The sequence below is a fragment of the Micromonospora sp. L32 genome, assembly GCF_052068055.1.
GTDB lineage: Bacteria > Actinomycetota > Actinomycetes > Mycobacteriales > Micromonosporaceae > Micromonospora > Micromonospora purpureochromogenes.
The window spans coordinates 107,273-123,796 of the sequence record NZ_JBQHDD010000005.1 but is presented as its reverse complement, the minus strand read 5'-3'; the positions used below and the strand labels follow the sequence as shown (position 1 = coordinate 123,796).

The following is a 16,524-nucleotide window of genomic DNA, read 5'->3' as shown; positions in this document are numbered from 1 at the left end:
ACAGCACCACCGCGTTCAGCGGGGTGTTCATCGCTGAGGACATCGACAGCCTGGCGGCGAGCTACGCCGGCGGTGGCTGGATCGACACCGGGATCGGTGGGTTGGCCGTCTCCATGGACGCCCTTGCCTTCGTCACCGACCCGCTGGGTCAGCTCGTCGCCTGGGGTGTGGGCTGGCTGATCGAACATGTGAAGCCCTTGTCCGACGCCCTCGACGAACTGGCCGGCGACCCCGACCAGATCGCCGCCTACAGCCAGACCTGGCGCAACCTCAGTAACAAACTGACGGACGTCGGCACGACCCTCGACGATGCGGTCAGGACCCAGATCGCTGACTGGACGGGCAGCGCCTCGGACGCCTACCGACGCCACAGCGCGGAGCACCGGTCCGCGCTGGAGGCCCTCGCGAAGGCCACCGGCATGATGGCCGAGATCACCACCGGTGCCGGCCTGCTCGTCGCCATGGTTCGTACCCTCGTCCGTGACCTCATCGCCGAGTTCGTCTCGGTGCTCGCCGTCCGTCTGTGGGAGTGGCTCGCCGAAGCCGGCGTCACCCTCGGCCTGGCCACCCCGTGGGTCATCACCCAGGTCACCGCCCTCGCCGGCAAGTGGGCCGCCCGGATCACCCGACTGCTGCACGGCCTGATCAACAGCCTGCGTCGACTGGCACCCATCCTCCGCCGGCTCGGGGAGCACATCGATGATCTCAAGGCCCTGCTCCGCCGCCTCGCGACCCCGGGCGGCACCACGGCACCCGCCCCCCACCGGGGAACGCATCTGCTCCACTCCGAGGCCGACCCGCTCCGCAAGTGGGGCCCGGCCCAACAGACCCACCCGGAACAATGGGAGGCCGCCATCCGGCAGGCCCGGGAACTCGGGGTCGAGGTCACCTTCCGCGAAGGCGCGCTGGCGTACGGACCGAGTCCGTCACCGGGGAATCCAGGCCACCTGATCCTCGACCCCGACGCCTCGTACGGAGCCCTGCTGCACGAGATGCAACACCTGCGGGATGATCAGGCGGTGGGCTGGGCCGGGATGAGAGGCTGGTTCGAAGATCCTGTCGTCCGTTACGAAAACGAGGTCCGTGCCTACCAACAGGAGATCAGACACGCGGAGTCCCTCGGCGACCAGGAGTCGGTGGACCGCCTGAACCAGTTGATCCGCGAAGAGTATTCGAAGATCTTTGGAGAGGAACCATGACGGCGCCGCCCCCACCACACAGACCGGCGCCGCCGGTGCGGCAGATGTCCAACGAGGATCTGGCAGAGCTGGTCCAGCGGGGCGGGCCGTACCGAGGCAAGGCCGTTTTCGAGCTGGTCGACCGCGCCGCCACCGATGACGACGCGGCAACGCGGCTGGGCGACCTGAGCCGGCTTCCGGCGCTGCGCGACGACCGCGTGTTCCACCTGGTCTCGCTCTCGTGGGCGGCGATCATCGGACTCCTCGCCGCGGAGACCGCGCACTCGCGGAGGGTCGCCTACGCCGCTTTCCAGGCTCTGCCCGCTGCGGACCAGGCGGATCTCCTTGCCTACGTCAAGGCCGAGCGGATCGAGGATGCGCACCCTCGGGTCTGATTGACGCCGGAACAGCATCCCGACACCGGCGCTCTGCGCGGGTGACTGTCAGGGCTCAAGCGCCAGTCTGACCGGCTGGCGGCTACGCCTCGCCCGACTGCCCGGATGTCTCGTGGTCCTGGCCCTGCGATCTCTGCTGGATGATCTCGATCGCGGTGAAGGGCTCGAAGATGCCTTCGTGGCGTCGCCGCTCGCGTAGCAGGTCCTCACTCCACTGCGCGGCGGCCTTCTGTTCCGCCATCATGTGTTGGCGGGCGCGGTCCAACTCCTCCTTGATCGCCTGCGCCGCCTCGTCGGAAGCGGGATGGTCGACGAACTCGTCCATGATTGCCACCCACCGCTGGTTGAGCCGCTCGGCGTACTGCGCCCGCCTCGTGTAGAGGTCGTTCTGGCATTCCAGTTCGATCAGGCGTTCCCAGTGCGGCTGGAGGAGCTGCCTGACCCGTCCCTCGAGCCGTACCGACACCTGCGGGCGGCACTTGACGTGCACCGTCCCGCGCTTGTACCTCCACAGGGCCGGGTCCTGCTCGTCCAGCGCCCGCTGCAGTGCCACCTCCAGTTCGCCGGCCCGGTGTGCGGGCAACTTGCGGGCCTGCTCGGCGGCGACCTCCCGCACGCGTTGGATCGCGTCTGACATGAAGTGGTGCGCGTACCAGCGCAGGGCCTCCGGTCCCACGCCCCTGGACGACCAGGTGAGGGTGGCGAGGACGGTGAAGCCGAACACGTACCCTTGGGCAGCGACCAGGATCGGTCCCGACACATCCTGTCGCTCGACGAGTTCGTCGGGCGGTGGCGAGAGGGGTTCCGCCGCAGGGGCATTCAGTCTCCTCGCCGCGGCAGCCAGGTACTTCCAGAGGGACTTGAACCCATCCGAGACCTGAGCGCCCAGATCCGGCCCGCGGTCGACCCGCCGCCGATCGGGCCTCTCCGACGTCGGCTCCCCGCCTGAAGCCTCGGTCACGCCACCCCTCCCTCGTTGCGGAATCCCTCCACCCCGGTCCTTGGGGCGCGTAGGTCAGCGCACCAGTGCGGTGGTTCGCGCAGAGGTGGCTGATGGGAGCAGTCCCTCTTGAAGGATCGACGCGATGACCGTCTCTTATCCACACAACACGCCCATCGAGGGCAAGTCGTACGCCACTTTCATGGGCGCATCGATGCGGTCGCCGAAGGATTCGGCCATCAGCGTCTGAAGCATCTATCCGAAAGGATGGTCTTCGTTCCCCCGTTTCTATGCGGGCGGCGGGGTAAGCGCCTCGCTTGGACCGGAGCGCCGAAGATATCCATGATGGAGAGCAGCCGAGCAGGATCAATGACGAGCGTGGTGTGATCACGCGGAGGTGTGGAGGTGGTGATGAGCGTTGTGGATGGTCTGGTGACCCAGGGGCCGGCGCTGCTCGGTGTCCTGGTCGGCGTGGCCGGCACCATGTTCGCCACGACCGTGAACGAGCGTGCCCGCTGGCGGCGCAGCCAGACCGTGCGGTGGGACGAGCGCCGCCTCGATGCATACGTCGATTTCACCCGGGCGGTCAAGGAAATCCACACCGTGGCGACTCAAATGCTCGGCAACCACCGTCCCGAGTCGCGCCGGCCGTCCCTGGACCGGGACGACGGGTTGGCCCGGCTCGCTGAGGCGGATGTCCGTCATACCCTGGCCTGGGAGGCCGTTCTCCTGCTCGGCGACCAGGTCACCGTTCGCGCTGGCTCCGCATGGCGGGACGCCGTCCGGGACATTGAACGGGCAGCACGAGCGCTGCCGAATCCGCCGACCGACCTTCCTGACTTGATTCGCCGCGCCGACCAGGGGCGAGACAACTTCTACCGTGCCGCTCGCGGGAGTCTCTCCGTCCGCGGCGGATCAGTGGAGCAGGTCCGGCGCCCGTTGTCGGAGCCGACCACGGCCGAGCCGGGAATACTGGCACAGCGGCGGAGATCCTATCGGGACCGCGGCGAACCGGCACCGCCAGCCTGACAGCGGGTCGGTCTCGGCGGCCCTCGCCACATCGGTCACCGTGAGGCGAGGGCCGGGGACACCGCGGCGGACCAGGCGACCGGTGCCGCCGAAGTACACCTCGGCGGACTTCCTCAAGGGCAGCTACTGGAAGCACCGGGGCAAGCTCGACGTGCCCAAGGAGCGGTTCGTCTCGTACCCGGGTGCCAGCCGCGACGGTGACCCGTCGCTGCTGGTCGGCTGGGCCGGCTGGGACCACCGCGAGCAGGCCCAGGCCCTCGCGACGCTGATCGTGGCGCGCGAGCAGGAGGACGGCTGGGCCGCCGACCGGCTGTCGCCGCTGGTCGCGGGGTTGCGGGAGATCCTGCCCTGGGTACGCCAGTGGCACGGCGAGTTCGACCCGGAGCGGGGTGCCTCGCCGGCGGACATCTACGCCGGCTTCCTCGCCGAGACCACCAACCGGCTGCACCTCACCGACGAGGCGTTGACGTTGTGGCGCCCGCCGAAGGCCACCCGGGGTCGTAAGGCGAAGGCCTGAGTGAGCGTCCGGAAACAACCGGCTGATGAGATCGCCCCTGCGGTACGTGCGATGTAGGTCGGCGGGCGCTGCTGCCGGTGGTGATCCGGGATGAGTTGGGTGAGTTGTTCGCCGACGAGGCGTTCGCGGCTGCCGTGCTAGCCGGCGTCGGTCGACAACCTTACGATCAACGTGACTGGTGAAATTGGATTCCTCATCGGTGGCTCCGCGCATCGTGTTAGCTTGATTCTCGTGATTACCGGTGCGAGATCACTGTTGTTTGTTGCCGGTCTTCTGACGATCGGCATGACAGCGTCCGGCACGCCTGCGTCCGCCGGAGTGGCGTCCGGGGGTGCGGCGTTTTATGGCGCGGCCGCCGCGTTCGGGCCTTTCGGACCCTCCACATGCACGTCCGGAAACGTGTGGCGGGAGGCCAGGCCGGACGACCACGTCTGCGTGGACCCAAAGACCCGGCATTTCGTGAAGCTGGATAACAGAAATCCCAATCAGTTCCGCAACCCGGCCGACCAGACCTATGGGCCCGACACATGCCAGCAGGGGTTCGTGTGGCGCGAGGCGACGCCCGAGGACCACCTCTGCGTCGCACCCCGGGTCCGCGAAGCACACAAGAGGTTCAACGAGAGTGCATCCAACCGTTGGGCGGCCACCGTTTCGAAACGGGGCGAAACCACGTCCGTGCCATTTGTTCAATTCGGCGAACTCGACCGACTCCACAGCGCCTTTTCCGGCCGGAATGAACTGGTCGTCGACGTGGCGGACATGAAGGTACGACCGGATATGAACCGGTCGACCCAGCGAGTCCGTTTCCTGCGTCGGGGCGAACGGGTCGCCTACCAGAACGCCTTCGAGATCATGGACGCCGCCAGCGGGCAGTGCCTGAGCGTGCGCGGCGGCGGGACGGAGAACGGGGCCGGTCTGGTGCTGGAGAACTGCGGCTGGCGCCCGAACCAGACCTGGCACCTTCAGCGCCGTGCGGATGACAAGTGGGAGCTGCGGGCCGGGCACAGCGACAAGTGCCTCGACGCGGCCAACCCCGCCCTGACGGCCCCGCCGCCCGGCGCCTTCGTGCAGCAGTGGGAGTGCGTCGGCGGCCAGAACCAGGCATGGAACTTCACCGGCTGACTCCCGGGGCGGCCCACCCGGTCAGCCGTGACGCGCCCCGGGTGGGCATCAGCGCAGGCTGTGTGCCGAAGCCTGCTGCGCTGCCCGGACTCCGTACCGCGCAGTGGTTGCTGCGGCAGCCGCCGGTCATGGCCGGTGCGCGGATGCTCAACGGGTGGGTGGCCACCGGATCCGTCGGCGTCCGAGGTTCGGCTGCGCTTCGTATCCCGCGTCACCCACGACCGGGACTGCGGGATGCGTCCCATCACCGGGTCGGGTTGCTGCCGGAATCTGCGGCGGTCGCCTGGTCGCCGTCCGTCTTCGGCGTGTCGACCGCCGGCTCGGGCTGGCCGTTCGCCCGCCCCTCGTCCCGTGCCGGAGAGGCGGGATGGTCGAACCAGGTGTGCGGATGGAACACGTCGGCGTTGACGGGGCCCGCCGTCCGCAGTTTTCTGCTCCACTCCGCGGCGGCCTCGGCGTCCCGCTTGACCTGCTGGAGGGTGCTGATCAGGTCGTCCTTGACGTCCTGCCCGAAGGTTTCGGCCGCCGGGCTGTCGACGAACAACTCCATGACCGTGATCCACTGCCGGCAGATCCGCTCGGCAGACTCGGCCCGCCGCCGGTGTACGTCGTACTCGCGCTCCACCTTGATGATCTGTTCACCGTACGGTCGGAGGAGTTCCCGCACCTGCTCGTCGAGCTCCACCGAGATCTCGGGTTCGCAGGTGACCACGGCGTCTGCTCGCCCGAAGGTCCACCGGCCCCGCCTGGCCAGTTCGTCCTGCAGCGCCACCTCGAGCTTCCCGGCCTGGGTCGCTGGGAGGTTGCGGGAGAGCTTCGCCGCGGCGCGTCTGACCCGCTGGCTCGCCTGCGGTGTCCAGGCCTGGGCGTACCAGCTGAGCCGGTCCGCGCCCATCCGATTCGACGACCAGGTGAAGGTGACGCGGACGATGAAATGGAAGACGTAGTCCCGAGCCGGCACCGTGAGCGGCCCCGACGCGGTTCGTCGTTCAACGAGCTGGCCGGGTCGGGCTGGTGGGACGGTCGGTGCCGCGGCGGGCTCGGCGTCCTCCAGCGCCGCGAGAAGCTGTTCCCAGCGCGTCTTCACCCACTGTCCCGTCCGGACGGTCGCCTTCCAGGTCAGCTTCAGCCCACGCAGCCCCCGTTGGGGCCATCGAGCAGGCGGCCTGGTGCTGGAGGTGTCCGTCATGTCGTCCCCTGGCAGCCGGGGGCGCGATACCGCGCTCAACAGCGGAAACCCGTCGTCGTTGACGCGTCGATGAACGTGTTCACCGCACGCTAACAAGCAGGCCGTCGCCTTCGCGGCGGTCGTGCCGGCTCGAAAGCGTCGCACCCAGACAATCCGACAAATGCCGTGAACCGGCCAGATCTCGACCTCGCCGCACGTTGACCTGCTCGGGTCATGACGGCATGTTCGGTGATCGGTACGGTATGCAGCATGTCTTCGCCCAGCCCTGCGCCGCTGCTCCGGGAGTTCATCGACATCCCGGAGCGCACGAGCGTGAGCGACTTCGTGCTCAGGCTCTCCGACAGTGTCGCCGACGCCGATGCCACCCTCCGCGACTACGTCGTCACGGATGGGCTGCTCGGCAATTTCGACGAGGCGCTCGGGCTGATCCGCTCCGCGGTCGACGGCCACGCCTCCAAGGCCGCGTACCTGCACGGCTCCTTCGGTTCCGGTAAGTCGCACTTCATGGCGGTGCTGCACGCGCTGCTGCGCGGCGAGGCAGCCGCCCGGGGCCGCGACGAGCTGGCCCCGCTGGTCGCCAAGCACAGCGTCTGGCTGGACGGGCGAAAGTTCCTGCTCATCCCGTACCACCTGCTCGACGCCCGCTCGCTGGAGCAGCGCGTCCTCGGCGGCTACGTTGACCGGGTCCGCGCGCTGCACCCCGAGGCGCCGATCCCGGCGGTGCACCGCACCGACGCGCTGCTGGAGCAGGCCGCCTCGCTGCGGGAGAAGATCGGCGACAAGCAGTTCATCGACGGCCTCCCCGGCGGGGACGCCGAGGACGAGTGGGGCGAGACCGAGACCTGGACGCCCGAGCGCCTCGACCAGGCGTTCGCCGGCGCGTACTCCGACGAGCTGCGCCGCAAGCTCGTCAACGACCTGCTGACCAGCTGGAACAAGGGCTTCTTCAGCAACGCCCGGGAGGACGCCGAGGCCTTCGTCTCGCTTGACCGGGGGCTTACCGAAATCAGCCGGCACGCCAAGGAACTCGGCTACCACGGTCTGATCCTCTTCCTCGACGAGCTGATCCTCTGGCTGGCCAACTCGATCGGCGACCAGCAGTTCGTCTCCCGCGAGATCCAGAAGATCACCAACTTCGTCGAGGGCGGCGACACCCGCCGGCCCATCCCGGTGATCAGCTTCATCGCCCGCCAGCGTGACCTGCGCGAACTCGTCGGCGAGGAGGTCACCGGCGCTAACGAGCTGAGCTACCAGGACACCCTCAACCTGGCCAGCGGCCGGTTCGACGTGATCAAGCTGGAGGACCGCAACCTCCCGGAGATCGCCCGCCGCCGCCTGCTCAAACCCCTCGACACCACGGCCGCCGAGGCGATCCGCAAGGCCTTCGACGCCACCACCAAGGTACGGCGGGAGGTGTTCGACACCCTGCTCGGCACCGACTCCGGCAGCGGCGCCGACATCGACGCCTTCCGGTCGACGTACCCGTTCAGCCCGGCGTTCCTCTCCACCCTCGTGCACGTCTCCAGCGCGCTGCAGCGCTCCCGGACCGCGCTGAAGCTGATGCGCCAGCTCCTGGTGGACCGGCGGGAGACCCTGCGCCTCGGCCAGCTCGTGCCGCTCGGCGACCTCTACGACGTGATCAGCGGTGGTGGCGACCAGCCGTTCACCGAGAAGCTCAAGGCCGAGTTCGAGATGGCCCAGAAGCTGTACGACCTCAAGCTGCGCCCGTACCTCCTGGCGCAGTACAGCCTCACCGACGACGACCTGGACTCCGCTCGTCGAGGCGAAGCGCTGCCTGCCGAGACGGCCGGCCGGATCCGTGCCTTCACGGGTGACGACAGGCTGATCAAGACTCTGTTGCTTGGCGCGCTGGCCCCCAACGTGCCCGCTCTTCGAAACCTCAATGCTCGCCGCCTCTCCGCTCTCAACCACGGCAGCATCACCAGCCCGATCCCGGGCGGCGAGGTCGCTCAGGTCAGCCGCAAGATCGAAGAGTGGGATCGGCAGTTCACCGAGATCCGGGTCAGCGAGGGCGACGACCCGGTCGTCTCCATCGAGCTTGTGGGCGTGGACGTGACCAGCGTCCTGGCTACGGCAAGGCACTATGCAAATGACGGTGCTCGGAAGCTTATGGTGCAGCGGATGCTCTGGGAGCAACTGGGCGTGCCGTGGACCGACTCGTTCTTCGCCGAAGCGGTGCTCGCCTGGCGGGGCAGTCGCCGGAGCATCGAGTTGGTCTATGCAAACGTGCGCGACCCGAATGACATCCGGGATGAGGCGTTTGCCCCGGGCGACCCGGCCTCGTGGCGCCTGATCATCGACTACCCGTTCGACGACAGCAGTCACGGACCTGCGGACGATCGGCAGCGGGTGCAGGAACTGGCGAGCCGGATGACGGCTCGCACGGTGTGTTGGATTCCGGCCGCGTTGTCTGTCGAGCGTTACGCGGACCTGAACAACCTCGTCATCATCGATGCAGTCCTTACCGGTCAACGCTTCGACACCCACGCGGAGCATCTGAACCCGGATGACCGGCGACGGGCGCATGCGGTTCTCACCAATCAGCGCACCTCGCTGCGAAACGGGCTGCGCAAGGTGTTGCGCGAGGCCTATGGGCTGGCCCAGAAGCAGGAGGGTGACGTCCGGCTCGGGTTCGATGATCATTTGTTGTCGCTGACTCGCGCACTCGAGCCGAAGCTGCCGATGGGTGCGGCGTTCAACGACGCGCTGCGTAGCCTCGGCGACCAGATGCTCAGTCAGCAGTACCCGGCCCATCCAGACTTCGACCCGGACCGCAAGGGCGAGACCGTTCGGCCGCAGGAAGTTAAGGACGTCCTCAGCTATGTGCGCCGGGCCGTTGAGTCGCCCGAGGGGCGCGTCGAGGTAGACCGCAATCACCGGCAGACCCTGCGGCGGATTGCCAATCCGCTCGGCCTGGGCACCATGCACGAGGCAGCCTTCGTCATCGAGGGGGAGTGGGCCCGGCACTTCGAGCGCAAGGCGTCCGGCGAGGGCATCACCGGTGAACTGCGGGTGGCTGATCTGCTTCGCTGGATTGACGATCCGAACCCGCGTGGGCTTGATCCAGTTGTGGCGCACCTAGTCGTTGCGACCTTCGCGGAGCAAACCGACCGAGCCTTCTACCTGCATGGCAGCGAGGTCGTGCCGCCCCCCGAGCCGGCTCGGATCACGGCCGATCACACGCTGCGGGAGCAACGCCTGCCCAGCGAGCAGGACTGGCAGGCGGCCCGCTCCCGGTCCGCTGCCATTTTTGGCTTCCAGCCGCTCGACCTGCGCCGGGGCCGGCTGGTGGCGCTCTTCGGTCGGGACCTGGCCGATCAGGCCAGACAGCACCAGGATGCCGCTCGAGCCTTGGTCGACCAACTAATTGAAGGCGCGAGTCGGCTGGGGATCGACCAGGAGTCGACCAGCGGACGGCTCACCACCGCCCGCGCTGCCGCCGACCTCCTGGACGCGCTCGCCGAACGTCGGCAAGCGGTGGAAACCGTTGAGCGGCTAGCCCACGCCGAGCTGGGCGGCCCAGCCGACCGGACCGGGACGAGTGTCAAGAGCGCTGCGCAGTTGTCATCTGCGCTGGCCAACGCATCGTGGGAAAACCTCGAGATCATCACCGGTCTCAGCGAGCCGTATGCGGCGCGGGCACGGGCAATCCTCGCCGAGCTGCGCCGGGTGGCTCAGGCCGATGAACTGACATTGCCGCTGGCCCCGGCCCTACGACGTGCCCAGAGCGACGCGATCGCACTCATCCGTGAGGCGACCCGGAAGCCGCCGATCGTGGATCCCGATCCCGACCTGCCACCCATCGACCCGGATCCCACAGTTGTCCCGCCCGGCAAGCAGCGTGTGCGGGCTGATGCCCTGGACGACGCGATCGGTCAGTTGCGAAAGTACGCGGACGCCAATCCGAATGCGACCATCGAGGTGACCTGGAGAATCGTGCAGTGACTCAGGCACCCGCACCAGCGCAGGCGCTGCGGATCAACCCCGTAGCCCTGGCCCAGAAGGTGGCGCAGCAGCTCGGTCGGCACCGCAACGGTGAGGCGTACCCGGTGATGGTCGTGCGCGCCGAGCCGGTCTGGCCGCACGACCCGGCGTTCCTGTTGCCCGACGGACGCCAGGTCCGGGTCGTGCCGTGCGTGTCCCCGCTGGCCATCTGGGAGCACCTCGTCGCCGACCGCGGCGACGAGGTGCTGGTGCTGCTCACCGACATCCCGGAGTCCGATCTCGGGCACGGGGTACGCAGCCGGATCTTCCGGCAGAAGGTCCACACCATCGAGCCCTGGGACCTGGTCGTGGACGCCTTCGGCGCCCAACTGCCCGACAGCGCGCTGGAGCGGGAACGCTGGGCCGGCCCGGCCCTGCTCGACGCCATGCCGCCGGCGGGATGGCCGAAGCTGACCACCGCGGTGCTGACGCGCGACGTGGCGTTGCGGCACCTTGCCGCCGTACGCCTGGGACTGGACCGCCGCGGCGGGAGCCCGGACGACCTCGACGTGGCGGCCCTGCTGCGCTGGAGCGCCGAGCCGTCGGCCGTCGACGCGTACGCGCTGCTCGGGCAGGAGGAGCGGGACGGCCTGGCCGGGTGGCTGGTCGAGCAGCTCGGCCGGCCGGCCCGGGCGCTCTTCGCCCTCATCGACGCCGGCCACGGCGCGGACGCCCTACCACTCGGTCTCGTGTGCGACGCGCTGTGGACCACGGACAGTGCGGAGGCGGTGCGGGCGCAGGGGCGGATCGACCAGTACTTCGGCAACCTCAACGACGATGCCACCGTGCAGGGCTTCGCCGCAGCGGCGGTGCAGCTGGTGGGCGCGATGCTGACCGCTCGCGAGCGGGAGACGCGGCTGCAGGGAAACGCGGTGCTGGACCGGGCCGAGGAACTCCTCATCCAGTTCAACGCGACGGCCAGCGCCGGCCACAGCCCGATCCTCCGCACCGGCTTCGCCCGACGTGTCACCGCCGCCGCGCAGGCGCTGCGGGCCGCGCTCCGTGACCCGGCCGACCGCGCGCTTGACGGCGCGGTCGACGCGCTGGCCGGGCACCGGCTGGCTGACGTGGAAGCCACCCGGGTCAACCGGATTCGGATGGGCCAGCGGCTCGTGCGGTGGCTCGGCACCGAGCAGGAGCCGCCGGCGAGTGTGGCCGACGGGGTGGACCGGCAGATCGGCCAGTGGGGCTGGGTCGACGTGGCGCTCAACCACGTCTGGGCCGGCGACGACGCCAACCCGGAGCTGCAGGCCGCGTTCCGGGAGATCCACGACCGGGCGCAGCAGCGGCGGCGGGACCTGGATCAGGCGTTCGCCGGGCGTCTCGCGGCGTGGGCGACCGCCGGCCCCGGCAACGACGGTGGCCTGCTCACCGTGGAGAACCTGCTGCCCCGAGTCATCGACCCGCTGGTCAAGGCCGACCGGCCGGTGCTGCTCGTCGTGCTCGACGGGATGAGCGCCGCCGTCGCCGTGCAGCTCGCCGACGAGCTGTCCCAGCACTGGGTCGAGTACGACCCGCTCGCCGGTGCCACCTCGGGCCGCCGACGGGGGGTCGTGGCCGCCCTGCCCACCCTGACGGCGGTGTCCCGGACCTCACTCTTCGCCGGCGCTCTCCGCGAAGGCAACCAGGCCCACGAGAAGAAGCTCTTCGCCGACGGTCGGTGGGGCAAGGGTTCCCGGATCTTCCACAAGGGGCCGGCCAAGGGCGGGGCCGGCTGGGCGTACGCCGGCGAACTGGCCGACGAGGTGGCCGGCACGGCGCCCGTGGTGGCCGTCGTGATCAACACTGTGGACGAGTCGCTGACCCACGGCCGCGAAGGCGACGAACCCGGCTGGCAGCTCGACGACCTCGGCTTCCTGCGCAGCCTGCTCGACCAGGCCCGCTCCTCCGGACGCGCCGTCGTCCTCACCAGCGACCACGGGCACGTGCTGGAGCGGGGTGGGCAGCACGTCAAGGCCACCGACGCCGCCTCCGCCCGGCACCGCACCGGACCCGGCCCGGCCGCCCCCGGGGAGGTGGAGCTGACCGGCCCCCGGGTGGTGGCCGACGGCAAACGGATCATCGCGCTGTGGGATCCGATGCTGCGCTACCGCCCCAGCAAGGCCGGCTACCACGGCGGCGCCTCACTCGCCGAGGTCACCATCCCGCTGCTGGCGTACCTGATGCCGAACGCGACGCAGCCGCCGACCGGCTGGGCTCCCGTCGAGAGCAGCCGACCGGACTGGTGGGAGGCGTCCGCGCCCGCTCCGGTTCCGGCTGCCCCCACGGCTCCCGCGCCCGCACCTCGGCCGCGCCGCAAGGCGCCTGCCGTCACCGGAGACGCGCTGTTCGACGTACCGGAGGCACCCAGCGCCCCCGCCGCGGCACCGCCGGCTGGAGACGGCGATCTGGTGGCCGCGGTGCTGGCTACCGAGCTGTTCGAGGCGCAGCACGGCCTGACCCCGCGCAAGGTGGACCGCAAGAAGATCGAGGCGGCGTTGCGTGCGCTCGTCGACGCCAAGGGCGTGCTGCCGCTGGCCGTGCTCGGCCAGCGGGCCGGTGAGCTGCCCGGGCGGGTGGGTGGATTCGTCAACACCCTGCAGCGGATCTTCAACGTCGACAACTATCCGGTGCTGTCGCAGATCGACGAGGGGCGCACGGTCAAGCTGGACATCGCGTTGCTGCGGACGCAGTTCGGCCCGCCGGGGGGTGCGCCGTGACCGCCGTCAGCCCGGCGCGGCGGCGAGAGGTCATCGACGCGTTGCGCCGGGGTGCCGTCCCGTCGGCGGGCCTAGACCTCTTCGCCGTCGGGCTCGACCGGTTCACTGTCGCGGTAGGGGAGGATCTCGACGCGGTCACCGGAGGCGGTTCGGTGTTCAAGGCCGTCCGAGGTGAGTACGGCTCGGGCAAGACCTTCTTCACCCGCTGGATCGCCGAGCGGGCGAAGCGCGCCAACTTCGCCACCGCCGAGGTGCAGGTCTCCGAGAACGAGACCCCGCTGCACAAGCTCGAGACGGTGTACCGGAGATTGACCGAGCGGCTCACCACCTCGACCTTCCCGCCGAGCGCCCTGCGACCCGTGGTGGACGGCTGGTTCTACGCGTTGGAGGAGGACGTCCTCGCGGCGGGGGAGGTGGCGGCCGAGGACGCGGACGCCCTCGACCGGGCGGTCGGAGTCCTGCTCGACCAGCGGCTCGCCGCGGTCAACCGCACCGCCCCAGCCTTCGCCGCCGCGCTCCGCGGATATCGGACCGCCGCGCTCGCCGGTGACCAGGCGACCGCCGACGCGGTGCTGGCCTGGCTGGGCGGACAGCCGCACGTCGCCGCGTCCGCCCGGCGGGTCGCCGGGGTACGGGGCGACCTCGACCACTTCGCGGCGCTCAGCTTTCTGCAGGGTCTGCTCGCGGTGCTGCGTGACAGCGGCCATCCCGGGCTGCTGCTGGTCCTCGACGAGGTGGAGACGCTGCAACGGGTCCGCTCGGACGCGCGGGACAAGGCCCTCAACGCGCTGCGTCAGCTCATCGACGAGGTGCACTCCGGCCGCTTCCCCGGGCTCTACCTCGTCATCACCGGCACGCCGGCGTTCTTCGACGGGCCGCAGGGTGTGCAGCGACTCGCCCCGCTGGCCCAGCGACTTGCGGTCGACTTCACGACCGACGCCCGGTTCGACAACCCTCGGGCGGTGCAGATCCGGCTCGCGGGCTTCACCGTCGACTCGCTGGTCGAACTCGGTGGCCGGGTGCGGGACCTCTACGCCGACGGCTCCACCGCGCCAGACCGGGTGCGTGCACTGGTCGACGACGCGTACCTCGGCCAGTTGGCGCAGGCCGTCGCCGGTGGGCTGGGTGGCAAGGTGGGGGTGGCGCCGCGGCTCTTTCTCAAGAAGCTGGTCGGGGAGGTGCTCGACCGGGTCGACCAGTTCGACAGCTTCGACCCTCGACAGCACTACGCGCTCACTCTGTCGGCCGCCGAGATGACCGACGTCGAGCGCAACGCGACCAGGGCCGACGAGATCTCGCTCGACCTCTCCGCGGAACGCTGATGGCCGGTGCAGACCTGCTACACCCGGTCGTGCTGCACCACGTGGTGAACTCGCTGCAGTGGCCCGGACTGCGCCCCTTGCAGGAGGCCGCCGTCCAGCCACTGCTCGACGGGGACGACGCCCTGCTGCTCGCGCCGACGGCCGGCGGCAAGACCGAGGCGGCGGTGTTCCCGCTGCTGTCGCGGATGGCTCAGGAGAACTGGTCGGGCACCTCCGTGCTCTACGTATGTCCGCTCAAGGCGCTGCTCAACAACCTCCTGCCGCGGCTCGAGACGTACACCGGCTGGCTGGGGCGGCGAGCCGCGTTGTGGCACGGGGACACCACGATGGGGCGCCGTCGGACGATCCTCCGCGAGCGGCCCGACGTGCTGCTGACGACACCCGAGTCGTTGGAGTCGATGCTGGTCAGCGCCGCCGTGGACGAGGGTGATTTCTTCCGCCACCTCCGTACGGTCGTCGTGGACGAGGTGCACGCGTTCGCGGGCGACGACCGCGGCTGGCACCTGCTGGCCGTGCTGGAGCGGCTCAGCCGGGTGGCGGGTCGGCCCGTCCAGCGGGTCGGGCTCTCCGCGACCGTCGGAAACCCGGACGAGCTGTTGAGCTGGCTGCAGGGCTCCGGCCGAGCTCGTCGGCCAGCCCGCGTGGTGTCACCGGTCGCTGTCGCCACCGCGTCCGCGCCGCCCGGCGAGGTGGAACTGGACTACGTCGGTTCTGTGCACAACGCCGCCAAGGTGATCGCGACGCTGCATCGGGGCGAGAAGCGTCTGGTGTTCTGCGACTCGCGGGCGCTGGTCGAGGAACTCGGTCAGAAGCTGCGCGAGATGCAGGTGAAGACGTTCCTCTCCCACGCGTCGCTCTCCGTCGAGGAACGGCGCCGCGCCGAGGAGGCGTTCGCGCAGGAACGCGACTGCGTCATCGTGGCGACCAGCACGTTGGAACTGGGCATCGACGTCGGCGACCTCGACCGAGTCATCCAGATCGGTGCTCCACGCAGCGTCGCTGCGTTCCTGCAGCGCATCGGTCGGACCGGTCGGCGGCCGGGCACCGTCCGCAATTGTCTGTTCCTCGCTCTGGATGGTGACGGGCTGCTGCACGCGGCCGGGTTGCTCAACCTGTGGCAGGAGGGCTGGGTCGAGGCCGTCGTGCCGCCGCCTGAGCCGCGGCACATCGTGGCCCAGCAGGTGCTCGCCCTGTCGCTTCAGCGGCACCGGGTCGGTGACCAGTTGTGGCCGGAGGAGTGGAACGGACTCCCACCGTTCGACAGGAGCGCCGAGGTCATCGTGCGGCATCTGGTCGAGCACGGGTACCTCGATTCGGACTCCGGCATGCTGTTCATCGGCCCGGAAGCCGAACTGCGGTTCGGACGGCGCCACTTCATGGACATGCTCGCGGTCTTCACCGCACCACCGGAGTTCACCGTGCTCTCGGGGCGTGCCGAGATCGGCCGGACAGACCCGGCGCTGCTGACCGCGAAGGTGCAGGGACCCCGCCTGCTCCTGCTCGGCGGACGCAGTTGGCGGGTCACCCACATCGACTGGAAGCGGCGCCGCTGCTTCGTCGAGCCGGCGGACGGTGGTGGCAAGGCGTTGTGGATGAGCGGAGCCTCACCGCAGGGCCTGTCGTACCGGATGACCCGGGCCATGCGGGATGTGCTCGTCGGCGCCGACCCGAAGGTCGCGCTCACCGCTCGCGCCACGACGAGGCTGGCGGCACTTCGCGATGACGCAACCGCCACGGTGCACCCGGGGGGCTCCGTGGTGGTTCGGGACAGAGAGGGCGAGGTCCGCTGGTGGACCTGGGCCGGTTTCCGGGCCAACGCGACCCTGATCGCCACCCTGAGCAAGTTGGCTGACCCGACGCAGCGGTACGACGACGCCAGCATTCGACTCCGCTCCGATCTGGATCGGGAGATGTGGCGGGTGGCGACGGCGGACGCTGACCAGCGGATCTGCTTGCCTGACGTCACCGACAAGGCGCTCGCCGGGCTCAAGTTCAGCGCCGCCCTACCGCCGCGCCTGGCCGCTGCAACGCTTGCTGTGCGGCTCGCGGACGTCGAGGCAGCCGCCGCGGTCCTCAAGGAACCCGTGCGGTTCGCCTACCTCTGATCTGCCGGTCGGGGCCAGGGCTC

At 69.7% G+C, this 16,524-nt stretch carries 11 protein-coding genes; 9 read left to right on the top strand and 2 right to left on the bottom strand.

From position 1 onward, the window contains the following. Window positions 1–113: 113 nt before the first annotated feature. Window positions 114–1,199: a WXG100 family type VII secretion target gene (locus ACTMTB_RS15450; RefSeq protein ID WP_441146158.1), complete on the top strand. Its 1,086-nt coding sequence runs from the start codon at window positions 114–116 to the stop codon at window positions 1,197–1,199. 44 nt (window positions 1,200–1,243) lie between these two features. Beyond that, window positions 1,244–1,573, top strand: coding sequence for a hypothetical protein (locus ACTMTB_RS15445; protein ID WP_441146156.1), 330 nt, complete (start codon window positions 1,244–1,246; stop codon window positions 1,571–1,573). An 82-nt stretch (window positions 1,574–1,655) separates the two neighbouring features. Here the strand turns inward: ACTMTB_RS15445 and ACTMTB_RS15440 are convergent, their stop codons facing one another. Next, window positions 1,656–2,333, bottom strand: a complete 678-nt coding sequence (locus tag ACTMTB_RS15440; protein ID WP_441146154.1) for a hypothetical protein — start codon at window positions 2,331–2,333, stop codon at window positions 1,656–1,658. Window positions 2,334–2,924: 591 nt separating this feature from the next. Between ACTMTB_RS15440 and ACTMTB_RS15435 the strand changes: the two genes are divergently transcribed. From ACTMTB_RS15435 to ACTMTB_RS15425, 3 genes are all read left to right on the top strand, one after another. Further along, window positions 2,925–3,542, top strand: a complete 618-nt coding sequence (locus ACTMTB_RS15435; protein ID WP_441146152.1) for a hypothetical protein — start codon at window positions 2,925–2,927, stop codon at window positions 3,540–3,542. 82 nt (window positions 3,543–3,624) lie between these two features. After that, window positions 3,625–4,059 (top strand): DUF7008 domain-containing protein, encoded by a 435-nt coding sequence (locus ACTMTB_RS15430; RefSeq protein ID WP_441146150.1) that lies wholly within the window; start codon window positions 3,625–3,627, stop codon window positions 4,057–4,059. A 231-nt stretch (window positions 4,060–4,290) separates the two neighbouring features. Further along, a complete protein-coding gene (locus ACTMTB_RS15425) occupies window positions 4,291–5,181 on the top strand; it encodes an RICIN domain-containing protein (protein ID WP_441146805.1) in 891 nt (296 codons plus the stop codon). 244 nt (window positions 5,182–5,425) lie between these two features. On the opposite strand, the gene ACTMTB_RS15420 is transcribed toward ACTMTB_RS15425, so the two are convergent. Continuing rightward, a complete protein-coding gene (locus ACTMTB_RS15420; protein WP_441146148.1) occupies window positions 5,426–6,268 on the bottom strand; it encodes a hypothetical protein in 843 nt (280 codons plus the stop codon). A 351-nt stretch (window positions 6,269–6,619) separates the two neighbouring features. On the opposite strand from ACTMTB_RS15420, the gene pglY reads away from it, so the two are divergent. Genes pglY through ACTMTB_RS15400 form a run of 4 tightly spaced genes read left to right on the top strand, consistent with a single transcriptional unit; the run spans window position 6,620 to window position 16,501 of the window. Then, window positions 6,620–10,336, top strand: coding sequence for a BREX-2 system ATPase PglY (pglY, locus tag ACTMTB_RS15415; RefSeq protein ID WP_441146146.1), 3,717 nt, complete (start codon window positions 6,620–6,622; stop codon window positions 10,334–10,336). After that, complete coding sequence (gene pglZ / locus ACTMTB_RS15410; RefSeq protein WP_441146144.1) at window positions 10,333–13,074, top strand: BREX-2 system phosphatase PglZ; 2,742 nt, start codon at window positions 10,333–10,335, stop codon at window positions 13,072–13,074. The genes pglY and pglZ overlap by 4 nt, the downstream gene beginning before the upstream one ends. Further along, complete coding sequence (gene brxD / locus ACTMTB_RS15405; RefSeq protein ID WP_441146142.1) at window positions 13,071–14,396, top strand: BREX system ATP-binding protein BrxD; 1,326 nt, start codon at window positions 13,071–13,073, stop codon at window positions 14,394–14,396. The genes pglZ and brxD overlap by 4 nt, the downstream gene beginning before the upstream one ends. After that, on the top strand, window positions 14,396–16,501 hold the full coding sequence (locus ACTMTB_RS15400) for a DEAD/DEAH box helicase (protein ID WP_441146140.1): 2,106 nt from the start codon (window positions 14,396–14,398) through the stop codon (window positions 16,499–16,501). Before brxD ends, ACTMTB_RS15400 begins: the two co-directional genes overlap by 1 nt. The last annotated feature ends 23 nt before the right edge of the window (window positions 16,502–16,524 follow it).

Bases quoted from the DNA above. Each gene is read 5' to 3' on its own strand.
- ACTMTB_RS15450 (WP_441146158.1), top strand. From the start codon at position 114: ATGGACGCCCTTGCCTTCGTCACCGACCCGCTGGGTCAGCTCGTCGCC.
- ACTMTB_RS15445 (WP_441146156.1), top strand. From the start codon at position 1,244: ATGTCCAACGAGGATCTGGCAGAGCTGGTCCAGCGGGGCGGGCCGTAC.
- ACTMTB_RS15435 (WP_441146152.1), top strand. From the start codon at position 2,925: ATGAGCGTTGTGGATGGTCTGGTGACCCAGGGGCCGGCGCTGCTCGGT.
- pglY (WP_441146146.1), top strand. From the start codon at position 6,620: ATGTCTTCGCCCAGCCCTGCGCCGCTGCTCCGGGAGTTCATCGACATC.
- ACTMTB_RS15400 (WP_441146140.1), top strand. From the start codon at position 14,396: ATGGCCGGTGCAGACCTGCTACACCCGGTCGTGCTGCACCACGTGGTG.